The sequence below is a fragment of the Herbidospora sakaeratensis genome (assembly GCF_001570525.1).
GTDB classification, from domain to species: domain Bacteria; phylum Actinomycetota; class Actinomycetes; order Streptosporangiales; family Streptosporangiaceae; genus Herbidospora; species Herbidospora sakaeratensis.
On record NZ_BBXC01000014.1, the window covers coordinates 145,953 to 169,460 of the forward strand.

24 protein-coding genes and 1 tRNA gene are annotated in these 23,508 nt (G+C 71.4%); 15 read left to right on the plus strand and 10 right to left on the minus strand.

Annotated features, from left to right (window positions below; genetic code table 11):
- Window positions 1-551 precede the first annotated feature (551 nt).
- Window positions 552-623 (minus strand) — tRNA-Val (locus AW271_RS23345).
- Window positions 624-1,080: 457 nt separating this feature from the next.
- Here AW271_RS23345 and AW271_RS23350 point away from each other — a divergent pair.
- The 3 genes from AW271_RS23350 to AW271_RS23360 all read left to right on the plus strand — a co-directional run bounded on the left by AW271_RS23350 (window position 1,081) and on the right by AW271_RS23360 (window position 3,339).
- Window positions 1,081-1,497, plus strand: a complete 417-nt coding sequence (locus tag AW271_RS23350) for an SsgA family sporulation/cell division regulator (RefSeq protein WP_061295511.1) — start codon at window positions 1,081-1,083, stop codon at window positions 1,495-1,497.
- A gap of 52 nt (window positions 1,498-1,549) precedes the next feature.
- Window positions 1,550-2,959 carry an LVIVD repeat-containing protein gene (locus AW271_RS23355; RefSeq protein WP_083977113.1) on the plus strand — a complete coding sequence of 470 codons (1,410 nt, stop codon included), beginning with the start codon at window positions 1,550-1,552 and terminating at the stop codon, window positions 2,957-2,959.
- A gap of 116 nt (window positions 2,960-3,075) precedes the next feature.
- Complete coding sequence (locus tag AW271_RS23360; RefSeq protein ID WP_157554546.1) at window positions 3,076-3,339, plus strand: hypothetical protein; 264 nt, start codon at window positions 3,076-3,078, stop codon at window positions 3,337-3,339.
- Window positions 3,340-3,591: 252 nt separating this feature from the next.
- Here the strand turns inward: AW271_RS23360 and AW271_RS23365 are convergent, their stop codons facing one another.
- Both AW271_RS23365 and sigJ read right to left on the minus strand, forming a co-directional pair.
- On the minus strand, window positions 3,592-3,951 hold the full coding sequence (locus AW271_RS23365) for a hypothetical protein (RefSeq protein WP_062339666.1): 360 nt from the start codon (window positions 3,949-3,951) through the stop codon (window positions 3,592-3,594).
- Window positions 3,945-4,787, minus strand: a complete 843-nt coding sequence (gene sigJ, locus AW271_RS23370) for an RNA polymerase sigma factor SigJ (protein ID WP_245653165.1) — start codon at window positions 4,785-4,787, stop codon at window positions 3,945-3,947. Before sigJ ends, AW271_RS23365 begins: the two co-directional genes overlap by 7 nt.
- A gap of 84 nt (window positions 4,788-4,871) precedes the next feature.
- Here sigJ and AW271_RS23375 point away from each other — a divergent pair, with 84 nt between their 5' ends.
- Window positions 4,872-5,357 (plus strand): carboxymuconolactone decarboxylase family protein, encoded by a 486-nt coding sequence (locus tag AW271_RS23375; protein WP_062339670.1) that lies wholly within the window; start codon window positions 4,872-4,874, stop codon window positions 5,355-5,357.
- On the opposite strand, the gene AW271_RS23380 is transcribed toward AW271_RS23375, so the two are convergent.
- Window positions 5,344-5,640, minus strand: coding sequence for a hypothetical protein (locus AW271_RS23380; RefSeq protein WP_062339672.1), 297 nt, complete (start codon window positions 5,638-5,640; stop codon window positions 5,344-5,346). The two genes, AW271_RS23375 and AW271_RS23380, sit on opposite strands and share 14 nt — an antisense overlap.
- A gap of 9 nt (window positions 5,641-5,649) precedes the next feature.
- Complete coding sequence (locus tag AW271_RS23385; RefSeq protein WP_062339674.1) at window positions 5,650-7,731, minus strand: hypothetical protein; 2,082 nt, start codon at window positions 7,729-7,731, stop codon at window positions 5,650-5,652.
- 294 nt (window positions 7,732-8,025) lie between these two features.
- Between AW271_RS23385 and AW271_RS23390 the strand changes: the two genes are divergently transcribed.
- From AW271_RS23390 to AW271_RS23410, 5 genes are all read left to right on the plus strand, one after another.
- The gene (locus AW271_RS23390; protein ID WP_062339676.1) at window positions 8,026-8,481 is read left to right on the plus strand and encodes a hypothetical protein; all 456 of its coding nucleotides are present in this window, start codon (window positions 8,026-8,028) and stop codon (window positions 8,479-8,481) included.
- 109 nt (window positions 8,482-8,590) lie between these two features.
- Window positions 8,591-9,463: a DNA-3-methyladenine glycosylase family protein gene (locus AW271_RS23395; protein WP_062339678.1), complete on the plus strand. Its 873-nt coding sequence runs from the start codon at window positions 8,591-8,593 to the stop codon at window positions 9,461-9,463.
- A 24-nt stretch (window positions 9,464-9,487) separates the two neighbouring features.
- Window positions 9,488-9,826 carry a DUF5713 family protein gene (locus AW271_RS23400; RefSeq protein ID WP_062339681.1) on the plus strand — a complete coding sequence of 113 codons (339 nt, stop codon included), beginning with the start codon at window positions 9,488-9,490 and terminating at the stop codon, window positions 9,824-9,826.
- A 125-nt stretch (window positions 9,827-9,951) separates the two neighbouring features.
- Window positions 9,952-10,674, plus strand: a complete 723-nt coding sequence (locus AW271_RS23405; RefSeq protein ID WP_062339683.1) for a methyltransferase domain-containing protein — start codon at window positions 9,952-9,954, stop codon at window positions 10,672-10,674.
- Window positions 10,674-11,252, plus strand: a complete 579-nt coding sequence (locus tag AW271_RS23410) for a GNAT family N-acetyltransferase (protein ID WP_062339685.1) — start codon at window positions 10,674-10,676, stop codon at window positions 11,250-11,252. The genes AW271_RS23405 and AW271_RS23410 overlap by 1 nt, the downstream gene beginning before the upstream one ends.
- Here the strand turns inward: AW271_RS23410 and AW271_RS23415 are convergent.
- A complete protein-coding gene (locus tag AW271_RS23415) occupies window positions 11,247-11,666 on the minus strand; it encodes a protein-tyrosine phosphatase family protein (protein WP_062339687.1) in 420 nt (139 codons plus the stop codon). The genes AW271_RS23410 and AW271_RS23415 overlap by 6 nt on opposite strands.
- Window positions 11,667-11,684: 18 nt before the next feature.
- Between AW271_RS23415 and AW271_RS23420 the strand changes: the two genes are divergently transcribed.
- From AW271_RS23420 to AW271_RS23430, 3 genes are read left to right on the plus strand one after another with little or no spacing between them, the layout of a single operon-like run.
- Window positions 11,685-12,674 carry a hypothetical protein gene (locus tag AW271_RS23420; protein ID WP_062339689.1) on the plus strand — a complete coding sequence of 330 codons (990 nt, stop codon included), beginning with the start codon at window positions 11,685-11,687 and terminating at the stop codon, window positions 12,672-12,674.
- Between the two features lie 11 nt (window positions 12,675-12,685).
- Window positions 12,686-12,889, plus strand: coding sequence for a helix-hairpin-helix domain-containing protein (locus tag AW271_RS23425; RefSeq protein WP_062339691.1), 204 nt, complete (start codon window positions 12,686-12,688; stop codon window positions 12,887-12,889).
- Complete coding sequence (locus tag AW271_RS23430) at window positions 12,886-13,422, plus strand: NUDIX hydrolase family protein (protein WP_174553113.1); 537 nt, start codon at window positions 12,886-12,888, stop codon at window positions 13,420-13,422. Before AW271_RS23425 ends, AW271_RS23430 begins: the two co-directional genes overlap by 4 nt.
- Before the next feature lie 16 nt (window positions 13,423-13,438).
- On the opposite strand, the gene AW271_RS23435 is transcribed toward AW271_RS23430, so the two are convergent.
- From AW271_RS23435 to AW271_RS23445, 3 genes are all read right to left on the minus strand, one after another.
- Window positions 13,439-15,325 (minus strand): hypothetical protein, encoded by a 1,887-nt coding sequence (locus tag AW271_RS23435; RefSeq protein WP_062339694.1) that lies wholly within the window; start codon window positions 15,323-15,325, stop codon window positions 13,439-13,441.
- 94 nt (window positions 15,326-15,419) lie between these two features.
- Window positions 15,420-15,737: a nuclear transport factor 2 family protein gene (locus AW271_RS23440; RefSeq protein ID WP_062339696.1), complete on the minus strand. Its 318-nt coding sequence runs from the start codon at window positions 15,735-15,737 to the stop codon at window positions 15,420-15,422.
- 74 nt (window positions 15,738-15,811) lie between these two features.
- Complete coding sequence (locus AW271_RS23445; protein ID WP_062339698.1) at window positions 15,812-17,266, minus strand: MFS transporter; 1,455 nt, start codon at window positions 17,264-17,266, stop codon at window positions 15,812-15,814.
- Window positions 17,267-17,447: 181 nt separating this feature from the next.
- Here AW271_RS23445 and AW271_RS23450 point away from each other — a divergent pair, with 181 nt between their 5' ends.
- The 3 genes from AW271_RS23450 (at window position 17,448) to AW271_RS23460 (ending at window position 20,836) form a co-directional block, all read left to right on the plus strand.
- Window positions 17,448-18,266, plus strand: a complete 819-nt coding sequence (locus AW271_RS23450) for a hypothetical protein (RefSeq protein WP_157554547.1) — start codon at window positions 17,448-17,450, stop codon at window positions 18,264-18,266.
- Window positions 18,241-19,284, plus strand: a complete 1,044-nt coding sequence (locus AW271_RS23455; protein WP_157554549.1) for a hypothetical protein — start codon at window positions 18,241-18,243, stop codon at window positions 19,282-19,284. Before AW271_RS23450 ends, AW271_RS23455 begins: the two co-directional genes overlap by 26 nt.
- Window positions 19,285-19,465: 181 nt before the next feature.
- On the plus strand, window positions 19,466-20,836 hold the full coding sequence (locus AW271_RS23460) for a chitinase (RefSeq protein ID WP_062339705.1): 1,371 nt from the start codon (window positions 19,466-19,468) through the stop codon (window positions 20,834-20,836).
- Between the two features lie 136 nt (window positions 20,837-20,972).
- Here AW271_RS23460 and AW271_RS38020 read toward each other — a convergent pair whose 3' ends face one another.
- Window positions 20,973-23,087: a ThuA domain-containing protein gene (locus AW271_RS38020; RefSeq protein ID WP_063818085.1), complete on the minus strand. Its 2,115-nt coding sequence runs from the start codon at window positions 23,085-23,087 to the stop codon at window positions 20,973-20,975.
- Window positions 23,088-23,508 lie beyond the last annotated feature (421 nt).

Here is a 23,508-nt window from a genome sequence, read left to right on the forward strand (position 1 = left end):
AGAAGCGGCGTTCTCTGTGGCTTCAGTTCGAGATCTCCCATGAGATCACGTAAGCCTCGCAGAACAGCAACGTGTGATCCATTGCAAGAAGCCATGTGTCTTGGCATCGCCGGAGACATTGATCGACTCCGAGTAATGGTGGATGGTGTTCAACTAGGGACTCAGGAGATCAGAGTGGTCGTCCTACCCCACATCAGGCTGAGTGGTCGATCGGGCTCTGCGAACGGATGTCCCTAGCCGTGACATCCATAAGGAGCCCTTCGCCGGCAAGTTCCAACGCATGAGGCGAAGCGATTGGATTCCCCGAGCGGAGCGAGCACCCCCCGAGCGAAGCGAGGCCTGCCCAGGGAGCGCGAGGGGCGAAGCCCTTCGCCAGGAGCGAGAGCGACCCGGAGCGAAGCGACGCAGGGCCGCAAAGCGGCCAGGGGGAGCGCGAGGGGGCGACAGCCCCTTCGCATCGGGGGGCTCGGGGGGTCGTCCCCCCGTGTAAACGACGAAGGAGACCCGGGGAAAGCGGCGAAGCCGCTGACCACAGGTCTCCCTCTCCAGAGTGGGCGATACTGGGATCGAACCAGTGACCTCTTCGGTGTGAACGAAGCGCTCTCCCGCTGAGCTAATCGCCCGGGATGATCGTTCCCCTGCGGGGCCCGACAGCAAGAACCATACCGCACTCCGCCCCCTCCACGCGAAGCGAAGCTCGGTTCGGGGGCCGTCCAACCCCTGGAGTCCCCGCCGTGTCTCGGGTCTGTCCCCGCATCGTCATCGAAAGGTTCTCCAGGAACGGGCGGCGTGGCGGTCTGTTGGCATAGCATCGTGATGCTCCACACTCGACCAATAAGCACCACCTGAAGCCCATCCACGTCTCGGAGGACACGCAAAACCATCGCAAACACCGGGTTGGTTATGGTGTTTGTGCAGGTAGATGCCAAAATGTCTGGCTGTGCTGTGCGTTACAGAACGGCCCGACGGCGGAATCTTCCCTGCAAGGTTTCTTCGTTCCGCGTCATAGCTCGGGACGTGGTCCGTCTGAGCAGTGAAAGCCCCGCAGGGGGTCCCGACGACGAAAAGGTTTGGCTGACGATGAACAGCACCACCGTCTCTGCCGAGCTGGGCCTTCGGCTTGTCGTCCCAGACCGCACGACCGTCCCGCTGCTCGCGGGGTTGAGCTACACGGCCGAAGATCCTTATGCCATCCGCATGGCCTTCCACGTCGGGAACGACGAGCCGGTCGAATGGATCTTCGCGCGCGAGTTGCTGACCGTGGGAATCGTCCGGCGGGTGGGTGACGGTGACGTCCAGGTGTGGCCGGCGCGGTCCGACGGGGAGCGCACGCTCCACATCAGCTTGACCTCGCCGTTCGGGCAGGCGCTGTTCGAGGTGCCGCTGGCTCCGTTGACCGAGTTCCTCCACCGGACCTACGAGCTCGTGCCGGCCGGGCGTGAGGTCGACTTCATGGATCTCGACGAAGAGCTGACCAACATGCTCTGGAGCTCGTAAACCGTTACGCATTCCCCACGTAACCGGGCCTTCCGTGCCATAGCGTTCCCCCATGAGGCGGATCTTCGGCGTCCTGGTGGTGGCCCTCTTAGCGACCGGGTGTTCTCCGGGTGGTGACACGCCTCCCCCTGAGGTGTCCCCGCAGGCGGCGGTCTCCTCTCCGGCTCCGGCGTCGGCGTCGGCGTCCGGGCTGGCGGTCGACGCGATCGACCACAGCGACAACGTCAGGGTCGTCGCGAACGTCCCCCTTGAGGCGCCTTTCGACGGCGACGAGGCGTGGGGGACCGATCTCGCCTTTCAGGGCGATTACGCGTTCGTCGGAAACTATGCCGGGTTCACGATCGTCGACATCTCCGACCCGGAGAAACCCTCTGTTGTCTCCCGTACGGTCTGCGAGGGCGGCCAGAACGACATCTCCGTCACCGGGGATCTGCTCTTCCTTTCCGTCGACTATCCCCGCGACAACGAATCGTGCGCCTCCAAAGACGGCGAAGAGGGCGCGGCCGGGTCGTGGGAGGGTGTGCGCATCTTCGACGTCTCCGACAAGAAGCAGCCCAAGTACGTGACCTCGATCCGTACCGAGTGCGGATCGCACACCCATGCGGTGCTGCCGGGTGAGCAGACCGTGTACGTCTACGTCGCCTCCTCCGGGCCGGTGCCCGACTCCGAGACCTGTCCGCCGCCGCACGCCGCCATGGACGTCATCGAGGTGCCCGTGGACGCCCCCGAGACCGCCCGGGTGGCCGCCCGGCCGCCGGTGTTCGGGGAGCGGCCCGTCACGGAGGACTCGGAGTTCGAGAACCCGCGCGGTTGCCACGACGTCACCGTCTATCCCGAGCGGAAGCTCGCCGCCGGGGCCTGTTTCGGCGACGGCGTGCTGATGGACATCTCCAATCCTCTGCTGCCGCGGGTTCTCCAGGTCGTACAGGACCCGAATTTCGCCGTGTGGCATTCGGCCACCTTCAACAACGACGGCACGAAACTGGTGTTCAGCGACGAGCTCGGCGGCGGCATCTCGGCGACCTGCGACAAGGAGACCGGGGAGCAGGAGGGCGCGAACGCCATTTACGACCTGACGCCGGACAACACCCTTGAGCGGCGCGGCTATTTCAAGATTCCCCGGGTGCAGACCGGTGACGAGAACTGCGTCGCCCATAACGGGTCGCTGATTCCCGTCAAGGGCAAGGACGTCATGGTCCAGGGCTGGTATCAGGGCGGCGTTTCGGTCTGGGACTTCACCGATTCGGCGAACGCGCGGGAGATCGGCTATTTCGAGCGGGGTCCGTTGCGGCCGGGGCTCAGCCTGGGCGGGTCGTGGTCGGCCTATTACTACAACGGGTTCATCTATTCGAGCGACATCACCAAGGGGCTCGACATTCTCGAGATCAACGATCCGTTGACCGATCCGGCCAAGAACGTCAAGATGACCGAACTCAACGCGCAGAGCCAGCGGAGTTTCTGAAGAGCGGTCGTTGCACCGGCGCCGACTCCTAGGTCCATGCGAGAGAGACCGGCGGGGCCGGAAGGCCGCGCATGTCCCCCACGATTCACCACGTCCGGCCGAAGCATCGCCGGACGATGTCCACCCGCACGGTCGTCATCCGGCTTTCCGCCCGCGTCCACGGCGATCCGTCGATCGCCCGCTGGGCGGCCGAGTCGCACCGGCGGCGTCGCGCGGCCGACCGCGTGACGGCCCGGACGGCTCTGCACCTCCTCCGGGCCGACCCGGAGACGGAGATCGAGTTCGTCGACCCCGCCACTGGCACGACGCCTGCTGGATCGCCTGACCCGACCGGAATGAGTTCGAAGAGGTGCCTCTTCTCGACAGCGGCGAAGACCTGATCGGCCTGGACAAGGGCATGTTCCACGTCCAGGACGTGAGCGAGGAAACCTCGGCGGACGACGTTATATACGTTTCGGCGTCCGCCGGGGCGGTGACCGCGTCGGTGCGGCTGGAGTGCTGGGATGAGACGCCCGAATGGCCCGACGACTGGTGGGAGGCCGACGCGGGTGTCGTGTTCTTCGCGTCGGAAGCGTCTACGTGCTCGAATTCGTGGCAAATCTCCATTTGGGCACGACGGAGAGCCGCTGGATCTATCGGGTGCTCAAGCCGGAAGGCCCGGACCAGGCTCTGCTGAGTTGCACGAGACTGAGGCCGAACATCAGCACCCCCAGCGGGATGTGGGCCACCGTCAGGCCCGCGATTCCCAAGGCCACCTGAACGAGCGTGAGGGCGAGGAAGAGGGTGGCGTACAGGATGGGCTGAGGGGAGGCCCCGCCCGGGCGCCATTGCGCGATCGTCACGATCACGTGGATCACCGCGACGCCGAACATCGTGTACGCCGACGCGCTGTGCAGGGCGAGCCCGCTCGGCGTGGTCAGCAGCAGGCCGGCCGTGATCGGCGCGATGAGGAGCACCAGGGTGCGCACGGCGATGAGGGTCCGGGTCACCATGGCCGCAGCTTCTCCGGGTTGCGGACCGCCCAGATCCGGGTGATGCGCGCATCGGCCACGTCGAACGCCAGCACCGTCACCGTCACGCCGTTCTGGCGCATCACCAGGCCGGGCTCGCCGTTCACGGTGCGCTCGACCAGGGTCAGGCCGGGGAGCTTGCCGGCCAGTTCGGCGGCGTAGCGCACGACCTGGCCGACGCCCTCGATCGGCCGCAGCACCGCGTCGACCAGGCCGCCGCCGTCGGCGGTGACCGTCACGCCGGGGTCGAGCAGGGCGACGAGCGCCTCGATGTCCTGGGACTCCCAGGCCCGTTTGAAGGCCCTGACCACCTCGGCGCGCTCGGGCGCGGGAGCCGACGGCGTGGCGGCGACGCGGCGGCGGGCCGAAGAGGCCAGCTGGCGGCAGGCGGCCGGGGTGCGGCCGACGATCTCGGCCACTTCGGCGAAGGAGTGGCAGAACACGTCGTGCAGGATGAACGCGACCCGTTCGGCGGGGGTCATCGATTCGAGCACGACGAGGAACGCCATGCTGACCGATTCGTCCAGGGTGACCCGGTCGGCGGGGTCGTCGGTCTGGTCGGGCACCGGCTCCGGGATCCACTCGCCCACGTAGCGTTCGCGCCGGACCCGGGCCGAGCCCAGCAGGTCGAGGCAGATGCGGCTGGCCACGGTCGTCAACCACGCGCCCGGTGACACGATGGCCTCCTGCCGGTCGGGCGGCAGCGCGTACCAGCGCGCATAGGTCTCCTGTACGACGTCCTCGGCGTCCGCCAGCGAGCCGAGGAGCCGGTAGGACAGGTTGATCAGATGTCGTCGTTCGTTCAGTTCGACTGTCACGTTCGCCCCCTTCACCCCACTCGACGAGACAGCCGCCCGGAATGTGAGGCCTGACGTTTCCTGCCGCCACTTCGTCGGGTGAGCATGACCGAACTTCAGTCGCGCCTGCCCGACCCGATGCGGTACTTCCCCGGCATGGGGGCGATCGCCGCCGGCATGAGCAAGGCCGTCCACAACGGCACGATCCCCGACAGTACCGTCTACCTGATGCATCTCCGGGCCGGGCAGCTGGCCGGGAGCACCTACCACACCGTCCGGCAGACCGGGCATCTGCGCGAGGCCGGGGAGCCGGAGGAGCGCATCACGGCCGTGGCGTCCTGGCGTGACGCGCCCTACTTCACCGAGGCCGAGCGGGTGGCGCTGGAACTCGTGGAGGCCGTGCTCGCGCCCGATCCCGGCGTCTCGGACGAGCTGTTCGCGCGGGCCGCCGCGCACTACGACGCCCACGCGCTCTGGACGCTCACCGTGGCCATCGGGCAGATCTGCTTCTTCGTCCCCGTGGCGCTGATCGCCCGGCCGATCCCGGGGCGGCCCGTCGGGCAGAACTACAGCCCGGTCAGCCCACGGTGAAGCTGACGTCGCCGTCGGAGAAGTACATGAAGTCGCCGTCGCCGCCGATGGACGCGTCCGACCAGTCCGAGTGAACCGACCAGGGGCCGTCGTCGCCCCCGTGCCCGCCGTCGCCGCCGAACGCGGCGGTCTGGTCGGGGTCGACGGCGAGGATCACGGCGGCGCCAAGTCCGGCGGCGGCGCCGATCGTGGCCGGCGTCCAGAAGCGGGTCTCGCCCGGCTCTCCGGCGTAGGCGGCGGAGAGCCGGCGGGCCCGGTCGAACTGGCTGGAGAACAGGCTCATCTCGGGTCCTCAGAAGTCGGCGAAGCGGGGGGTCGGCAGGGTGTCGCGGGTGCTCCGCAGGTGGTCGGCGATCTGGCCGCGCCGGAGCCGGATGCCCGGGCCCGACGGGTAGCGGCGCAGCACGTCGAGGGTGGCCAGGCGGCGGGCCACCCCCGGCAGGGCGGCGGTCTCGGCCAGGCGGCGGGCGGCCGCCCAGCGCAGCGGGAAGACGTTCTCGGTGACGACGTACGAGAGGACCGGCAACGAGCTGGAGACCAGGGAGTTCCAGCGGTCGAGGACGGCGGCCCAGCCGCGTTCCGACTGCGCGGTGACCTGGCTCTTGCGCTGGTCGCCCTGGCTGCGCGCCGAGTAGGCCTGCGACAGGCCCGACACCGCGAACACCGGGTTGACCAGGGCCGCCGCGCCCAGGGTCAGCGCGGCGCCCGTGTAGCTGACCTTCGGCAGGGCGTCGGGGTCGAGGTCGATCAGCCGGGAGACCTGGGCGGCGAGCTGACCCGTCTCGGCCGCGGCGCGCTGCGTGGGGGCGAGCGCGCCGCGGAGGGCGGCCTCGCCCTGTTTGAGCCATTCGGGTTCGTCGGTCGCCAGCAGGACGGCGTCGCGGTGGCGCACGAAGGCAGGCAGGACGTACGCCACCTGGTCGAGGTGGCGCTGCAGCTCGACCAGGCCGATCTGCAGGACCGCGGCCAGCCGGGAGCGGCCCTCGGCGGTGTCCGGCAGCGTCACGGGGGTCGAGAGGCCGTCGGTCTCGCCCAGCAGGGCGGCGTGCAGCTCGTAGAAGGGGCCGAAGATCGTGTAGAGGAGGTAATCCTCCTCCAGCCCGGCGGCCGCGTGCAGCATGTCGGGGATCTGGTCGGCGGTGGCGTCGAGGTGGCTCCAGGTGCGGATCTCGGTGTGCAGGGCCTGGATGAGTTCCGGCTGGGCGACGACGGTGAGGTCGGATCGTTCGGTCGTCAGCCGCAGGGTCGGGCGCGGCGCGGCGGGGTCGCCTTCGACGCCGCGGATCGCGGCGTACGCGATGGACAGGCTCACCTCCGGGCCGCGCACCCGCATCCCGTCGGCCGCGAACGCGAAGGCCACCGGGCGGCCGTCGGACAACTCGGCCGGGAGGACGCCCGCCGTCAGGGTGCGTTCGGCGGCGGCGCGGAGCCCGGCGTGCCGGTGCAAACGTTGGCCGAACGTCGTCGAGCCGCACGTCACCGCCACCGGCCCGTGCGCGGGGCTGAAGACCACGAAACGTTCGGCCGAACCGGCGACCCGCAGGTGGGGGTCGGCGAGGTCGAAGGCGGCCAGCACCTGACGGCCGTCGGGCGACTGGAACTCCAGGGCGTCGTCGCTCAGCACGCAGTCGGCCCGCACCGGACTCCGGCCGGTCGTCAGGCCCCGGATCGTCACCGGGGCCGACGTGCCGACCGTCTGGGGACCGGCCTGGGCGGCGGCCTGGACGACCCGGAGGAAGGCGTCCCGGACGAGGGGGGTCGCCAGATGCAGGGTCGCGCCGCTGAGGAACCGCCCGTCGTGCAGCGCGCCGCCGCGGAGCTCGACGGCGCTCGCGCCCAGCGGGGTGGCCTTGACGCGGTTGACGGGCCACTCCAGCGGCACCTCGCCCCGGTCGCGCAGCTGGAGCCGGCCGCCGGCGACCACGGTGTAGGCGGCGAACTCGGCGGCGGCCTCGCCCGGTTCGTCCTCGTAGTGCGGGGTGATCGAGACCGCGCAGGGGCTGATGAAGTCGGCGGCGGCGGCGTCCGGCACGAGGCGGCCGTGCAGGCCCGTCAGGGCGGCCAGCGCGGCCGGGTCGAGCGGCCCCGAGGTGAGCGAGAGCGTCTGGCCGCGCAGCCGGAGGTCGGCGACCAGGCGGGTGCTGGCGTCGACGAGCCTGATCGAGGCGTCGGGGTCGGTCGCCGGGTCGAGCACCGAGACGACCGGGTTGCCGAGGCCGCCGGTGTCGTGCACGTAGACGGCCGGCCAGTCGGTCACCAGGACCGAACGGGTGCCGGTCCAGGAGAAGCCGGTGGACTGCTGCTCCCGGGACAGCGGGTGCAGGCTGCTGTCGAAGACGACACGGCCCCGCACCGCTCCCCATGCGACCGCCATGGTTGCTCCTCTGTACGCCGATCCCGGGTCGCATCGTCCCACCGGGGGAGCGCTCCGGATACGTACAAATACCTAAAGCTCGGTCTCCCGGTTGACTTCTCCAAGAAAGTCCGGCTCGCTGTTCACAAGGAGGAGAGATGGTCGATATGGACGGTTTGGCGCTGCGAACCATGACGGCCGGGGCCGGTCGTGACTCACGGTGATTCCCACGGCCGCGGACAATCCTCGGCAATTGCTGGGCACGTTCGAACTCGAGGTCGGCGCCCTGGTCGGATCAATGGGATCGGCCGCCTTGTGATGGTCGTGCTGGTCTCCGCGCCGATCCTCGCGGGATGCGACCACGCCCCTCGTGCGGACCCGGTGGCGCAGACCACGACCACGGGATCTCCCGGGGAACTTCTCGGTGCGTGGCAGAGCACCGGCGCGGGCGATGCGCTGCTCATGTACCGCTTCGACGCCGACGGCGGTTACACGCACACGAGCGTGCTCGTTCGGCAACGCCCTTCGGGACTGTTCAGTCAGGGAGTGCGGGTCTCCGGCAGCGTCGACGTCGACGGGGAGCGGCTGGTGTTGCGCCCGGAGGACGGCGCCGTGACGCTGACCGACCCCGGCTCGCCCGGCTCCAGCTACACGAATCGGCCGATGACCGACCTGAGCGCCGCGGAATACACGTGGATGTTGTCGCCCGACGGCGACCTCGGGTTGACGGAGGCCGCGTCGGGGAAGACGGTCACGTACCGGAGATTGTGACGAGACGGGCCGAGGTCGATCGTGCCGAACGCGTGGGCGAACCTGGCGCCGCAGAACGTGCTCGGGGTCGTCTCCTGAGTGTTCCGCGCGGGCCCCTACGATTTCGCGCATGACCTCCCACGGATTCACGCTCACCGCCCAGGGGCCCTTCGACTTCGCCGACGTGTTGCGGTTCGTCGGGCAGTGGCCGGCGGCGAGCACGATTCCGTCAGACGGTCGCGTGTTGCGGTTCGCCTACTGCGCCGAGCACGACTGGCTCCCCATCGGGGTGTCCGTCAGCGGCGTCCCGGGCGGCGTCGCCGTGGAGACCAGCCGGCCCGCCGGGCCGGCGATCAGGCACGAGATCGCCCGGATCTTCTCGCTCGACGTCGACGGGCGCGGGTTCGAGAAGGTGGGGCGGGGCGATCCCGTGCTGGAGGAGCTCCGGCTGCGCAGCCCGGGGCTGCGGCCGGTCGGGTTCTGGACGCCGTGGGAGGCGGCCTGCTGGGCGGTCATCGTGCAGCGGTCGTCGATGCACGTCGCGGCGAAGATCAAGCGGCGCATCGCGGAGAGGTTCGGGGCGCGGGTCGTCGTGGACGACGTCGAACACCCGGTCTTCCCGCCGCCGGTGAGCCTCGCGGAGGCCGACGGGATGGGGCTGCCGGCGCAGAAGGAGGAGTGGATCCGGGGGCTGGCGCGGGCCGCCCTCGACGGCGTGCTGACGGCCGAGTACCTGCGGAGTGTGCCGGCCGAGGCGGCGCTGGCCGATCTCAAGGGGCTCGCGGGCGTGGGGCCGTTCTCGGCGGGGCTGATCCTCATCAGGGGCGCGGGGGCGCCCGACGCGTTCCCGGGAGACGAGCCCCGGTTGTTCGCGCTGCTGCGGGAGGCGTACGGCCTGCCGGAGGACGCCGCGCCGCGCGACTACGCGAAGCTGGCCGACGGGTGGCGGCCGTTCCGGTCGTGGGCGTCGTTCCTCTTCCGGGCGTCCACCTACCAGGAGTAGCCGCCGGTGCGGCAGGATCCCCGCATGCCCGTGAATGCGAAGATCGCCGCGCACCCGTTCCTGGCCGGCCTGTACCGCGACCCCTACTTCCCCGACGAACTCGTCGACAAGGGGAAGGCCGTGCTGCTGCGGTTGTGCGACCGCATCGAGGCCGAGCGGCCCGCCGACCTGGCCGCCCTCTACGTGCTCACCCACGCGGCGACCGACGAGTTCAACGCCCTCGACGAGGAGTTCCACGACGCGGGCAGCGAGATCGAGACCGCCGCGCGGGAGTGGATCGCGGACGACTTCTGGATCGTCGCCAGCGCCTACGGGTTCGACGACGCCGACATCGAGGAGCTCATCGCCACCCGCGACTGGTGACCCTGGTGCACAGTTACCGGTTTGTCGCTTTTAGATAGGTATGCCTGTCTGGACCGGTCCTTGCCGGTCGGTACCCCCGTTGTCACGCTCGTGTCGTCAGCCGGACAGAGCCACGGGGGCGCCACATGGCGGTGTTTCACGGTCAGGACCTGCGCGACTATCTGGCCCGGGTCTCCCGGCACGCCATGGTCCGCGCCATCCGGGACCAGGGCGTCGACCTGCTCAAGGTGAGCGCGGGGGAGCGGGTGCTCGACGCCGGGTGCGGCCCCGGCGACATGGCGGCCCGGTTCGCCGGCCTCGGAGCCCACGTCACCGCGATCGACGCCGACCCGGAGATGGTCGCGGTGGCCGGGGAGATCCCCGGCGTGACGGCGCGAACAGGGGATCTCGCCGCTCTCGACCGTCCCGGCGCCTTCGACGTCGTGTGGGCCGAACGGGTGCTCCAGCACGTCGCCGACCCCGACCGGGTCGTCGGCAACCTGGTGCGGGCGCTGGCCCCCGGCGGGCGGATCTGCCTGGTCGACGTCGACTGGACCGGCCTGGTGGTCGACGGGGTCGACGACGAGCTCGCCGATCAGGTGCTCGGCGTCTTCCGCACGGTGGTGCCCCACCCGTCGATGGGACGCACCCTGCGCCGCCGGCTGGTCAGGCAGGGACTCACGACCGTCGAGGTCGCGGCGTTCCTCGGCGTGTCGAGCGACCTGGCGGACGCGGCGGCGGTCATCCCCGTGCTCGACGAACGGCTCGTCCCGGCTCCCGGCGCATGGTTCCGGGCCCTGCGGGACGCCGCCGGCCGGGGCGAGTTCCTGATGGCCCTGCCCCTCTACCTCGCCGTGGGGTCGGCGTGATGACCTTCGAGGTCCACCCGCCGGACGGCGCGTTCGGCGGGCGGCCCTGGCAGCGGGAGCTGGTCGGGTTCCGCAGCGAGGTGCTCAGGTCGTTCGGGCTGCCGTCGGGGCTCGACCACGACGTGCACGACGGGCCCGCCCACCACCTGCTGGCCCGCACCCCCGACGGCGTGCTCGCCGGGTGCGCCCGGCTCGCCCCGCTGGAGGACCTGCGCCCGAGCCGGGTGCTCACCCTCGAACCCCGCTCGGCCGACATCCTGGCCGAGGCGGGCCTCACCTCCGCCGACGTGCTCGAAGGCGGGCGCTGGCTGGTCGGCGCGGCACACCGGCGCGGCGGCGTCGGCGGGCGGCTGGTGCTGGCCGGCGCGGTCACGGCGGTCCGGCTGGGCCGCAAACTCGCCTGGGTGCTGGCCGGTACGGCCCACGGCCAGGACACGCTCCTCATCAGAATGGGCTTCCACGCCCCCTCCGGCCGCGTCCACGAGATGCCCGACCTGGGCTACCCCGTCCGGCTGCTGACGGTCCGTCCCGATCGCCTGCTGCACGGCCGGGAGGAGCCCGAGGTCGTCTTCCTATAGGGAGGCGGCGAAACGGCGGATCCAGCGGCGTTGCCACGGGGTCTCCACCGCCTTGCGGTGGTGGTGGGCCCTGACCCAGGCCACCGCCTCGTCCGGGCCCAGGCCCGTCAGCGTGGCCAGGCAGGCGAGCACGGTCCCGGTGCGGCCCACCCCGCCGCCGCACGCCACCTCGACGTCGGCGCCGCCGGCGGCGCGGTCGTACAGGCCGCGGATCGCCGTGGCCGCTCGGGCGGGGTCGGACGGCAACCAGAAGTCGGGCCAGCGCACCCATTCGGAGGGCCAGGGCACCTGCGGGGGGCGGCCCAGGACGTACAGGCCGAAGTCGGGCAGCGGGCCCGGGGGCAGCGGGTGGCGGAGCCCGCGGCCGCGGACCCGGGTGCCGTCCGGCAGGAGAAGGGCGCCGTTCAGGGGCATGGGGAATATTGTGAACGGATGCGGGCAATCATCGCGGTCTTATTGGCGGTCTCCGCCTCGCCCTGGCAGGTCGCCCAGGTCGTGCGCTTCCCGGGTGACGACGTGTTCGCCGACGTCGCGGTCACGGCCGACGGCACCGTCTGGACCGCCGGGCACCGGGTCGTGAACGGGCGGCGCCAGGGGTTCGTGCAGTCGCTCAAGGGCAAGACCAGGAAGACGCTGCCCGGCCGCCTGCCGGAGTTGTCGGCGGTCGCCGCCGCCGGGAGCCGGGCCTGGGCCTTCGGGCCGAATCGGGCCTACTCGTGGAACGGGCGCGCCTGGACGTCGTGGTCGCTCGGCACGTTCCGGGCCGACGACGCCGAGACCGTCTCCGCCCGCGACGTCTGGGCCGTCGGCGGGAACACCTCGCGGCACTGGACGGGCTCGTCGTGGCGACGCCACCCCGTCCCGGGCGGGGCCCAGGCCGTGGACGCCGGAGCCGGGCAGGTCTGGGCCGCCGGGAGCGGCGTCTTCCGCTGGTCGGGCACGAGCTGGCGCAAGGTGACGCTGCCCAAGGTCCCGCTGCCGGCCCAGGACGCCACCGTCACCTTCATCGACGTCGCCGTCGTCGGCGCGCGCAACGTGTGGGCCGTCGGCGGGGTCTCCTGGGAGGGGGCGGACGAGGAGGGCGACGACGTGACCTTCTCCCGGCCCCTCGCCATGCAGTGGAACGGCACCCGGTGGCGGATGACGCTCGGGACCACGCAGGGGCAGCCGTACACGGAGGCGGAGCCCGACGGCAGGGGCGGGGTCTGGATCGCGCAGGGCGGCTGGAACCCGCTGATGTGGCAGGTCAGGGGAACGAGCTGGGAGAGCACGCCGCTGCCCCGGCCCAAGGGGTACGACGCGTCGCTGGCCGCCGTGGCGCGCCGGCCGGGCACCTCGCAGGTGTGGGGCGCCGGGTTCACCGCGCCGGAAGGCGACCCCGATGACCCCGGAGCCAATGCCACGCTCTGGCGCGTCTCCTAGCATCGGCAGCTATGACCGAACTTCCGACGATCAGCCGTCCGGCGAACGGGGCGCTGGCCGAGGCCGGCTGCCGCACCCTCGAGGACGTCGCCCGGTACACGGCGAAGGAACTGCTGGCGCTGCACGGGATGGGGCCCAAGGGCATCCGCATCCTCACCGAGGCGCTGACCGCCGCCGGGTTGTCGTTCCGCGATCCCGATAAGATCGAGCGATGACCGAAATGACCGAAACCGCGGCGGGCTGGCTGTCACCTGAGGAGCTCTCGCTCATGCGCGAGCGCCTGCCGATCCTCTACATCGACGCCGTGCCGGTCCGCGCCGACGAGAACGGCGTGGTCACCCACGTCGGCCTGCTGCTGCGCATCGGCGCCGACGGCACCGTCAGCCGCGCGCTGGTCTCCGGGCGGGTCCTCTACGGCGAGCGGGTCCGCGACGCGCTGCTGCGGCACCTGGAGAAGGACCTCGGCCCGGTCGCCCTGCCCCGCGTGCCGCTGTCGCCCCAGCCGTTCACGATCGCCGAGTACTTCCCGACCCCGGGCGTGACCCCCTACCACGACCCCCGGCAGCACGCGGTGTCGCTGGCCTACGTCGTCCCGGTCGCCGGCGACTGCGCCCCCCGCCAGGACGCCCTCGACCTGGAGTGGTTCACCCCCGAGGAGGCGGCCTCCCCGATGGTCCAGCAGGAGATGACCGGCGGTCAGGGCACCCTGCTGAAGCAGGCCCTCGCCCACGTCGGCCTGATCGTCTGACCCGGCGGCCACGCGGTCAGCGCGGCTGGTAGCTGCACCTCGCGCCCGTCTTCACGGTCGCCCGCAGCTCCGCCGCGACCGTCCGGTCGAGTTCCTCTATGCGGGTCAGGGCCCGGCGGATCGCCTTGCCGACCGCCACTCTGGCCCGTTCTCCGTCGCCGGTGAACACCCGCGACCGGCCCCCCAGCCCGGTCGCGGCGGCCAGTTCGCCGGCCAGCCACGCGTGCTCGGCCCGCAACGCCGTCGCGCCCGCCGCGTCGGTCAGCGCCTCGCGCTCCTCGATCGCCTCCTGGAGGCGGATCAGCCGGGTCTCGTACGCCCGCCGCGCCGTCGCGTCGAGCACCGGCTGGTCGGGCGGCTGGTCGGGCACGCCGGCCAGGTCGGCGGCGGGCACCTCGCGGCCCGGGTTGGCGATCAGGACCGCCAGGTGGCCCATGCCGACGCTGTGCTCCACCACGACCGACCGGCCGCCGAGGTCGAGGCGCCAGTGGCGGCCCTGGCGGCGGGCCGAGACCGCCGCCGGGCCCGCGGAGCGGCGGGCGACCGGCGCCGGGAGCTCCATGCCGAGTTCGGCCGCCTCCTTGGTGGCCAGTTCCAGCTCCCGCAGCGCGACGTCGTCGTCGGGGCCGTGGCGCAGGGCCAGGGCGTGGCCGAGCCGCCAGCGGGACAACACGGCGGCGGGCCAGTGGCCGAGGGCCAGGTTGTCGCGGACGGCGCTCTGGAAGTGGCCGATCGCGCGGTCGAGGCGGCCCACGGTCAGGCTCGCCACCCCGAGCGGGTGGTGGGCCGAGCCGAGGCAGGTGACCCCCAGGCTGGCGATCACCGGGCTGCCCTCGTGGGCGCTCAGCAGGTCGTAGACCTCGGCCGAGGCGGTCTCGTCGCCGAGCAGGTGGGCGGTCTCGGCGACGCCGTACATGGTGTAGAGCCAGGAGCTCGACCGGGGGAGGGCCGCGAGGTCGCGGCCCCGGATGCGGGCCAGCATGCCGGCCGCCAGGCGGTGCTCCCCGGCGGTGGCGGCGGCGATGGCCAGGCCGGCGAAGTAGCTGTTGTCGACCGCGCTGAGCACGGGGGAGTCGGCCTGGTCGTGCATCAGGTCGGTCAGCTCGGCGATGCGGCCCTGGAACCAGCGGATGGTGCCGAGCTGGCCGCCGTACCAGCCCGCGGCGTCGCGGTCGCCGGCGGCGGTGCCGCGTTCGGCGCTGGCGGTGGCGAGGTTCTCGGCGTGCGCGAACCGGCCCTGGCGGATGGCCAGCATGACCCTGATCGCGCTCGCGATGAACCCGGCCGCCCCGTGGGGGCTCCGGTCGAGCAGGGCCTCCAGTTCCCGCAGGCCGCGCTCGGCGTGCGGGTCGCCGAGTAAGAACAGGTCGACGGTATGCCACATCACCCCCATCACCGTGTCACCCGGCCGGCCCGTGCGACCGGCGTGCCCGATCAGCTCCTTGGCCAGCGCGAGCCGCGTCTGGCCGTGGTCGGGGCCGAGCAGGCAGTGGTGGGCCAGGCTGAGCGCCTCGACCAGGGCGACCGGCTCGCCGGCCTCACGGGCCTCGGCGAGCTCGCGCATGATCGCGTGGTGCGTGCCGTGGCGGTAGTCGTCCTCGCCGGCCAGCCGGATGCGGAGCCGGCGGGCCAGGTCGGCGCCGACGCCGGTGGCCGTCATGGCCTGCCACTGGCGGGTGCGCACGGTCGACTCGGCCTCGCCGGTGCGGTGCTCGTGCACCCAGACGCCGCCCAGCCCCAGGGCCGACCGGGCCATCCCCTCGTGGTCGCCGTCGCCTTCGGCCCGGCGCCAGGCCAGCTCGAACCACTGGCGGGCCGCACGCAGATCCCCCTCCGCGTGCAGTGCGTGTTCCCCGGCCGCCAGCGCCGTGCCCGGTCCCTGGCGGTCCCCCTCGTGGGCCATCCGCGCTCCTTCTCGTACGTTTTCTCTCGTACGCGAACAAGTGATAGACCCTCCGCTTGCACCCGCCTTTATTAGTGCTTGACCGACATGTCCGTCAGGTGATGTCCAGCCGGTCGATCAGGGTGTCGTGCGTGCGGAAGGTCAGGGTGCCCGGGCCGTTGTAGCCGTCGCCGGACACGGTGACCGCGACCGTGGTCGATTCGCCAGTAGTGCGCGCCCCCGTGACCACGATCGTGGTGCGGGCGCCGATGAGCTCCCGCGTGTTCCATTCGGCGATGCGGTCGCGCCCCTCGAAGGTGCGGCCGAAGACGTTGACGACGGCGTCCTCGGCGAACGCCCCCAGCAGGGCCTCGACGTCGCCCCGGTTGGTGGCGTCGAACATCTGCTGGATGGCGGGTAGAAGCGGATCCATCGCGGTCCTCGCTGTGTGGTCGGGTGATGTGTCCTTGTGGGCCACATCCCCCGCTGACGAGGACGATATGCCGGTTACGAGGAGCGGTGAACGTGGCCGGCCGCCATACCCACCGCTTCTTTTGTAGTGGTGACAGACGCCACACTTCGCCGCCGACCGGGCACGAACGCCATGATCAGCGCCGCCAGCATGGCGGCCACCGCTCCCAGGATGAACGTCAGCTTGAATCCGTCAAGGGTCGGCACGAAGGTTCCGGCGAACGGCTGGGTCAGGTGCGCCAGGGCCACACCGACGACGGCGCTGGCGGTGGAGGTGCCCACCGAGCGCATCAGCGCGTTGAGGCCGTTGGCGGCGGCGGTCTCGGTGTGCGGGACGTTCGCCATGATCAGGGCCGGGATGGCGGCGAACGCCAGGGCCATGCCGGTGGAGGTGATCACGCTCACCACGATGAGCTGCCAGGGGGCGCTCAGCAGCCACAACGCGGCGAGGTCGCCGACGGCGAACACCAGGGCGCCGGTCATCAGCGAGACCTTGGCGCCCTTCCAGGCCGACAGCTTGGCCGACAGGGGCGACACGAAGATCATGACCAGCCCGCCGGGGGCCATGCACAGGCCCGCCACGAGCATCGACTGGCCGAGCCCGTGGCCGGTGGCGGCGGGCAGCTGGAGGAGTTGCGGGATGGCGAGCGCCTGGGCGTACATGGCGAAGCCGATGGCGATCGAGGCGAGGTTGGTGAGCAGGACCGGACGCCGCGCGGAGGTGCGCAGGTCGACCAGCGGCCCGGGACGGCGCAGCTCGTAGAAGCCCCACACGAGGAGGATCACCAGGGCCGCGCCGAACAGGCCCAGCGTCAGCGGGGCGTTCCAGCCCCAGTCGCCGCCCTTGGTGATGGCCAGCAGCAGGCAGAGCAGCCCGGCGGTCAGCCCGATCGCGCCGGGGAAGTCGATCCGGCCGCCGCTGCGGTCGCTCGACTCCGGCACGAGGATCCACACCATGACCATGGCGATCAGGCCCAGCCCGGCCGAGCCCCAGAAGAGCAGGTGCCAGCTGGCGTTCTGGGCGATGGCGGCGGCGGCCGGGAGGCCGAGGGCGCCGCCGACGCCGAGGGAGGAGCTCATCAGGCCCATCGCCGAGCCGAGCCGCTCGGGGGCCAGTTCGTCGCGCATGAGGCTGATGCCCAGCGGGATCACCCCGGCCGCGCAGCCCTGCAGCGCCCGGCCGACGATCATCGGGACGAGCGAGGAGCTGAGCGCCCCCACCACCGACCCGGCCACCAGCAGCCCGAGGCAGATGAGCAGCAGCCGCCGCTTGCCGAACATGTCGCCGAGCCGCCCGGTGAGCGGGGTCGCGACGGCGCCGGCGAGCAGGGTGGCGGTCAGCACCCAGGTGACCGAGGCGGCGTCGGTGTGGAGGTAACGCGGCAGTTCGGGCACGATCGGGATGACGATGGTCTGCATCACCGAGACCACGATGCCCGCCGACGCCAGTGCTGAGATGATCGCGCCGCCGTGGCGAGCTGGGGGAGTCACGTGGTGCCTTTCCGTGCAAGGTCGGATTGCATCCTATTCATGTCACTTTTGCACGGTTCGGCCTGGGGTCCTCCGTGTTGGCCGATCAGCCGTCTTTCCGCAATCAGGTCGTGAAAACTACTTAAGTCAGCTGTAGTCTCCTGTCGACAATTCGAATACGTCCATACGGGTGGGAGGGGTCGTGGCCGACGTACTCACGGAATCTCGCCGGAGCGTGGCCGCCCGGTGGCGGGAACGCCTGTTACAGGGGAGCCGCCACGGGCAGCGCCACTGGGCGACCAGGACGGTCTACTACGCGGCCTGCCGCGAGGTGGCCGAGGCCGGTGGCCGGGTCGGCAGGGAGGTGCTGGCCGTGTCGGGGGGCTCGACCAGCACGTTGTACACGGTTGTGGGGCCGAGGGCGCGGCATTCGCTCGCGGCGGCCTACGGCGGGGAGTTGCCCGACTGCTACGGGCGGGTCGACGCGCTGACCGAACTGGCGCGCGAGACCGTCGTTTACACGTTCTGGCCCTATCGCGATAGCTGGCTACAGACGTTGGAGTCAGGACCGGCCGGGCGCCTGGCCGCCGCAGAGGGCCTGGTGCTCGCCGTGGCCGACTTCGCCGCCGACCATCCGGGCCTGCTGCGGGCCACCGGGCTGGAGCCGCCGGTCTGCGCGGTCGAGGATCTGATGGCGGTCTTCGGCCGCCGGGCCGCCGCGCGCGACGTCTTCTGCCTCCTGCAGAACGTGATCATCGACGCGACGCGCGGGCTGCACGTGCCGGCGGAGGTGGTGCTCGACGGGGTCCGGCCCGCGCTGGAGTCGCGCATCCCAGCGGTGGAACGCGCCAACGAGCCGCTGCCCGCGCTCGCCGACGCCGTCGTCGGGGTGTTGTCGGCCCGGCTCGACCCGCCGCAACGGCGGGCCGCCGCCGACCTGCTCGAAGCCGCCGCCGAGGCGCTGCGCCGGACCATCAGGACGGAGGGGCGGGAACGTGACAACGGCCCCCGTGCGGCCTGACGACCCGGCCCAGCCGGCCGACCGCTCGTGGATCGCCCGCCTGCGCGCCATCGTGCGCGCGGGCGGCCCGTCCGCCGCGGCCGAGCTGGGCGACCTGCTCGCCAGTGCCCGCGCTCATCTCGGCGCCTCCCACGCGATCACGCTGCGCATCGCGGCCGCGGCCGAACGGGAGCTGAGCCGCACCCGCCAGGTCGACGAGACGGTGGCCGCCTGGGCGGCCGTCCAGGCCGAGGCGGGCGTGTCCCTCGGCCCCGACGACCCGGTCACCATGGAGATCGCCAGCGGCCACCTGCGCTGGCTGGCCCGCCGGGCCCGGCCCGGCGACCTGCGTCAGGCGGTGATCGCCCAGCGCGCCGAGCTCGCCCGCCGCCGCGAGACCCTGGGCCGCCACGACCACTGGACCGGCGTGGCCCGGGCCGACCTGGCCGTCACCCTGCTGACCCTGCCGCTGATCGAACCGGACGGTCGCCAGGCCACCGCGGAGGCCGCGGAACTGGCGGCGGAGGAGGTGAGCCGCCGGGCCGCCGTCCTGGGCGGCGACCACGTGCTGACCTGGGAGGCGCGTGCCCTGGAGGCCGCCGCGCGCCTGGCGGCGGCGCGGCCGGAGAACGGGCCGGGTCCGGCGGCCGGGCGGGCCGGCCCGGGGAACGTGGCCGACGCCGCGGAGCGGGCGCTCGCCGTGGCCGAAGCCTGTATGTCGCTCGGGGGGCCGCTCGACGCCGGGCGGCAGATCCGGGCGGCGCTGCTGACGGCCGAGGCGCATCTGGCGGCCGACCGGCCGGGTGACGCCGAGCGGGCGGCGCGGCTGGCGGCCGGGCTCTTCTCGGTGCGGCCCCGGCCGTGGTGGGGCGGGGCCGACCCGGGGCGGCCGTGGGTGGTGATCGCCCGGACAGGGGCCCGGGCGGACGCCGCCGGCCACGCCGCCCGCGCACTGTCGGAACGCTCCAGGTGGTTCCCGGCCGACAGCGCGTGGCGCGTCGAAGTGACCAGACTTCTCCACACTCTTGATGGGCGGTGATGACAGGAGAGCGCATTCCCGCAGTTCAGAGTCTTCCGAAGGTCGTCGGTGGGTGAATTAATTCGGAAACTTTCCTATTGACAAGGGTCTGTAGGAGGGTGTTCCATCCGAGTTAATTTAAGAGGAGAAGCAACGGCCGGCTCTCCTCTTCCCGTACTCGCTCGTCGGAAAGAGACCCCCCATGCGCCTCCGCTTACTGTTGCGCGCCGGAGCCGTGCTGAGCGCCGCCGCGCTCGTGCTCACCGGTGTCGTCGCGGCCCCCGCCCAGGCGGCGGTCGGGCAGATCACCGGATTCGGCGGCAAGTGTGTCGACGTCGCCGCCGCGAACCCGGCCAACGGCACCGCCATCCAGCTCTACACCTGCAACGGCACCAACGCCCAGCAGTGGACGACCGGCCAGGGCCAGACCATCCGCGCCCTCGGCAAGTGCCTCGACGTCGCCGCGGCCAGCAGCGCCAACGGCACCCGGGTGCAGCTGTACGACTGCAACGGCAGCGCCGCCCAGAACTGGACCCCCCAGGCCGACGGCACCCTGCGCGCCCTCGGAAAGTGCCTGGACGCCACCGGCAACTCCTCGGCCGACGGCACCCCGCTGCAGATCTGGGACTGCTTCGCCGGCGCCAACCAGCGCTGGACCCTGCCGACCGGCGGCGGCAACCCCGACCCCGGCAACCCGAACCCGGCCAGGTTCCCCGGCACGCCCTACCTCTACCTCGGCTGGGGCAGCCCGCCCAGCGCCACCTCGATCATGAGCCAGACCGGCGTGCGCTCCTTCACGATGGCCTTCATCCTGTCGGGCGGCGGCTGCGTGCCGCGCTGGGACGGTCAGCGCCCGCTGACCGGCGGCACCGACCAGTCGACCATCAACGCCATCAAGGCCGCGGGCGGACAGGTCCAGATCTCCTTCGGCGGCTGGTCGGGCAACAAGCTCGGCCCGAACTGCTCCACCCCGGCGGCCTTCGCCGGCGCCGTGCAGCAGGTCATCAACGCCCACGGCCCCAACGTCGTCGACTTCGACGTCGAGAACACCGACGAGATGGGCAACTACACCGTCCAGGACCGCATCCTGAACGGCCTCAAGATCGTCAAGCAGAACAACCCGAACATCCGGATCGTCGTCACCATCGGCACCGGCCAGAACGGCCCCGCCGGCGCCGAGGCCCGCTTCCTCCAGCAGGCCCGCGCGCTGAACGTGCCGATCGACAACTACACCCTCATGCCGTTCAACTTCGGCGCCTCCAGCATCTACAACTCCACCGTCAGCGCGTCCGAGGGGCTGAAGAACCAGCTCAAGTCCCTGTGGGGCTACACCGACGCGCAGGCCTACGCCCGCATGGGCATCTCGGGCATGAACGGCTACTCCGACAACAGCGAGATCACCACGGTCGCCACCTGGACCCAGATCCGCGACTGGGCCCGCGCCCGCGGCCTCGGCCGGCTGGCCTTCTGGTCGGTCAACCGCGACCGCCAGTGCGCGGGCGCGCTGAACGACACCTGCTCGGGCGTCGCCCAGGCCAGCTGGGAGTTCACCCGCATCACGGCCGGCTTCTAGGCCGCAGACAACCGGGGTCCGGACCCCGTGTCGGGACGGCCCTCCTCGTCCGTGGGACGAGGAGGGCCGATTCGCGTGCCGGGCACAAGGGGAAGCCCCCCTCGCCCGCAAGACGAGGGGGGCCGCTCAGATGTTCCTAGGAGCCGTAGACGTCGAGCTCCCAGAGCGAGTAGCCCCAGGCGGTGGCCCGCTGGGTGCCGTAGACGCGCACGTAGCGGCCGGTGCCGGCGACCGTCAGGTCGTCGACGCCGCCGTCGCTCGCGGTCTGGGTGGAGACGGTGGTCCAGGTCGTGTTGTCGGGGGAGGTCTCGACCCGGTACTGGCGGCCGTAGGCGGCCTCCCACTGGAGCCGGACCCTGCTGATCGTGCGGGTCTGGCCCAGGTCGACGGTGATCCACTGCGGGTCGGCGTAGGCCGAGCCCCAGCGGGTGGCGGTGTTGCCGTCGACCGCGTTGGCGCCCGCGTGGGCGCTGTTCGGCTCGACGCTCGACACGGTCACCGGGCGACCCCGCGAGAGCAGCGTCGGCCCGCCGGAGGCGGGGGTTCCGTAGACGCTCAGGTCCCACAACGAGTAGCCGTAGGCGGTGAGGGCGCGCTGGGTGCCGTAGATCCGCACGTAGCGGCCGGTGCCGGTGACGGTGAGGTCGTCCACGCCGCCGTCCGAAGCGGTCTGGGTGTTGACGGTCGTCCAGGTCGTGTTGTCGGGGGAGACCTCGACCCGGTACTGCCGCCCGTAGGCCGCCTCCCAGTTCAGGCGCACCCGGTTGACGTCGTACGACGCCCCCAGGTCGACCGTGATCCACTGCGGGTCGGCATAGGCCGAGCCCCAGCGGGTCGCGGTGTTGCCGTCGACCGCGTTGGCGGCCGCGTGGGCGCTGCCGGGTTCCACGCTGGAGGCGGTGACCGGCTTGCCCCGGGCGAGGTCGGTCGCCGGCGGCTGGGTCGGGCCGCCCTTGACGCGGATGTTGCGGTAGTTGATGTCGAGCCCGGCGCCGTCGTTCTGCACGCCGACGTACCCGTTCTGGATGGCCCGGGTGCTGGTGTAGTCGTTGATCTTCACGCCGTTGAGCCAGATCTCGACGCGCTGGCCGGTCACCCTGATCTCGTAGGCGTTCCAGGAGCCGGGCGGGTTCAGCGCGGCGTCCCGCAGCGCGGTGTCGGGGGCCCGGAAGCTGTAGACGCTGCCGGTGGTCCGGGTCGGGTCGGCGTCGGTGGCGTCGATCTGGATCTCGTGGCCGGTGTCGACCGGCCGCCACGGGTCGCCGTTCGGGTCGGGGAAGCCGATGAAGACGCCGCCGTTGTCGTCGCCCGGCATCATCCAGTCGAGCTTGAGCGAGTAGTCGGCGAACGTGCTCACCGGATACCAGAGCAGGCCCATGCCGCCGAACGAGGTCAGGGTGCCGTTCGCCAGGGTGAAGCCGCCCGGTCCCGCCTGCCGCCACTGGTTGAGGCTGGTCTGGGTGCCGTCGAAGAGCGGGGTGTAGCCGGTCTCGGGACGGCAGTCGGCCGCCCGCGACCCGGCCGCGATCTGGATGCCGCCGAGGAGCATCTGCCGGAAGTTCGTGTCGGCGAAGGTCTCCTGGGTGTGCCCCATGCCGGTGTACCAGCTCCGGCCGCCGCCGTAGTTCTGGCACCAGGTGATCGGGTGGTCGCCGCCCATCGAACCGCCGCTGTACGTCGACTCGTCGAGCGAGGCCAGCACCCGCGCCGCCGAGCGGGGGTTGGTGCGGTAGTTGTACCACTCGTCGAGCCGCGTCCAGGTCTGCGGCAGGTGCGAGGTCGACACGTTCGACCGGTCCTCGACCTTGACGACGGCGTTCTGGTTGGCCGGGTGGCTGGCGAAGTAGGCGCCGACGAGGCCGCCGTACCAGGACCAGTCGTACTCGGTGTCGGCCGCGGCGTGCACGCCGACGTAACCGCCGCCGCTCGCGACGTACGACTGGAACGCGGTCTGCTGGGCCGCGTTGAGCACGTCACCGGTGGTGGAGAGCCAGACGACCGCCTGGTACTGCGCCAGGTTGGCCGTCGTGAACTGGTTGGCGTCCTCGGTCGCCGTCACGGTGAACCCGTTGGCGGCGCCCAGCTGCTGGATCGCCGTGATGCCCGCCGGGATCGAGTCGTGCCGGAACCCGGCGGTCTTGCTGAAGACGAGGACCTTGGTGAGCGGTGCCGCGTTCGCGGCCGTCGGCACCGCGGAGAGCGTGCTCCCCAACAGGACCGCCCCGAGTAGCGCCATGAGCAGTCGGCGCATACGTGACTCCTAACTGTGCTCGCAGGAGCGCGCGCCGATCGCTACCCGAAAGGTGGATTCGAAAGCACGCGGAGCCACTCGCGTGCGGGTGCTCCGAAAGGTTTGCACACCTGACAGGACACCGTCAACGGACGATAACGATCTCGAGACATCGGAGGTATTTGGGACCGGTCCGACGGAGTTTCTTCTGTCATTCGACATAAAAAGCAGCTGATCGCCGGTCTGTCCGGGCATTCTTGATCGGATTCGACGGGACGGTGAACATGGGAAGCACTATTGACGCCCGAAGACATCCAATGTTAACTGCGCCTGACAGTCCCGACTTGGTAACAGTGCGAGTCGGGCCTGTGCCTGTGCAGAGGGGCCGTCGGGCTGTCCCAAACCGGTCGCCGATTGCCGGTGAGGGGGCCCGGCGGCTCCC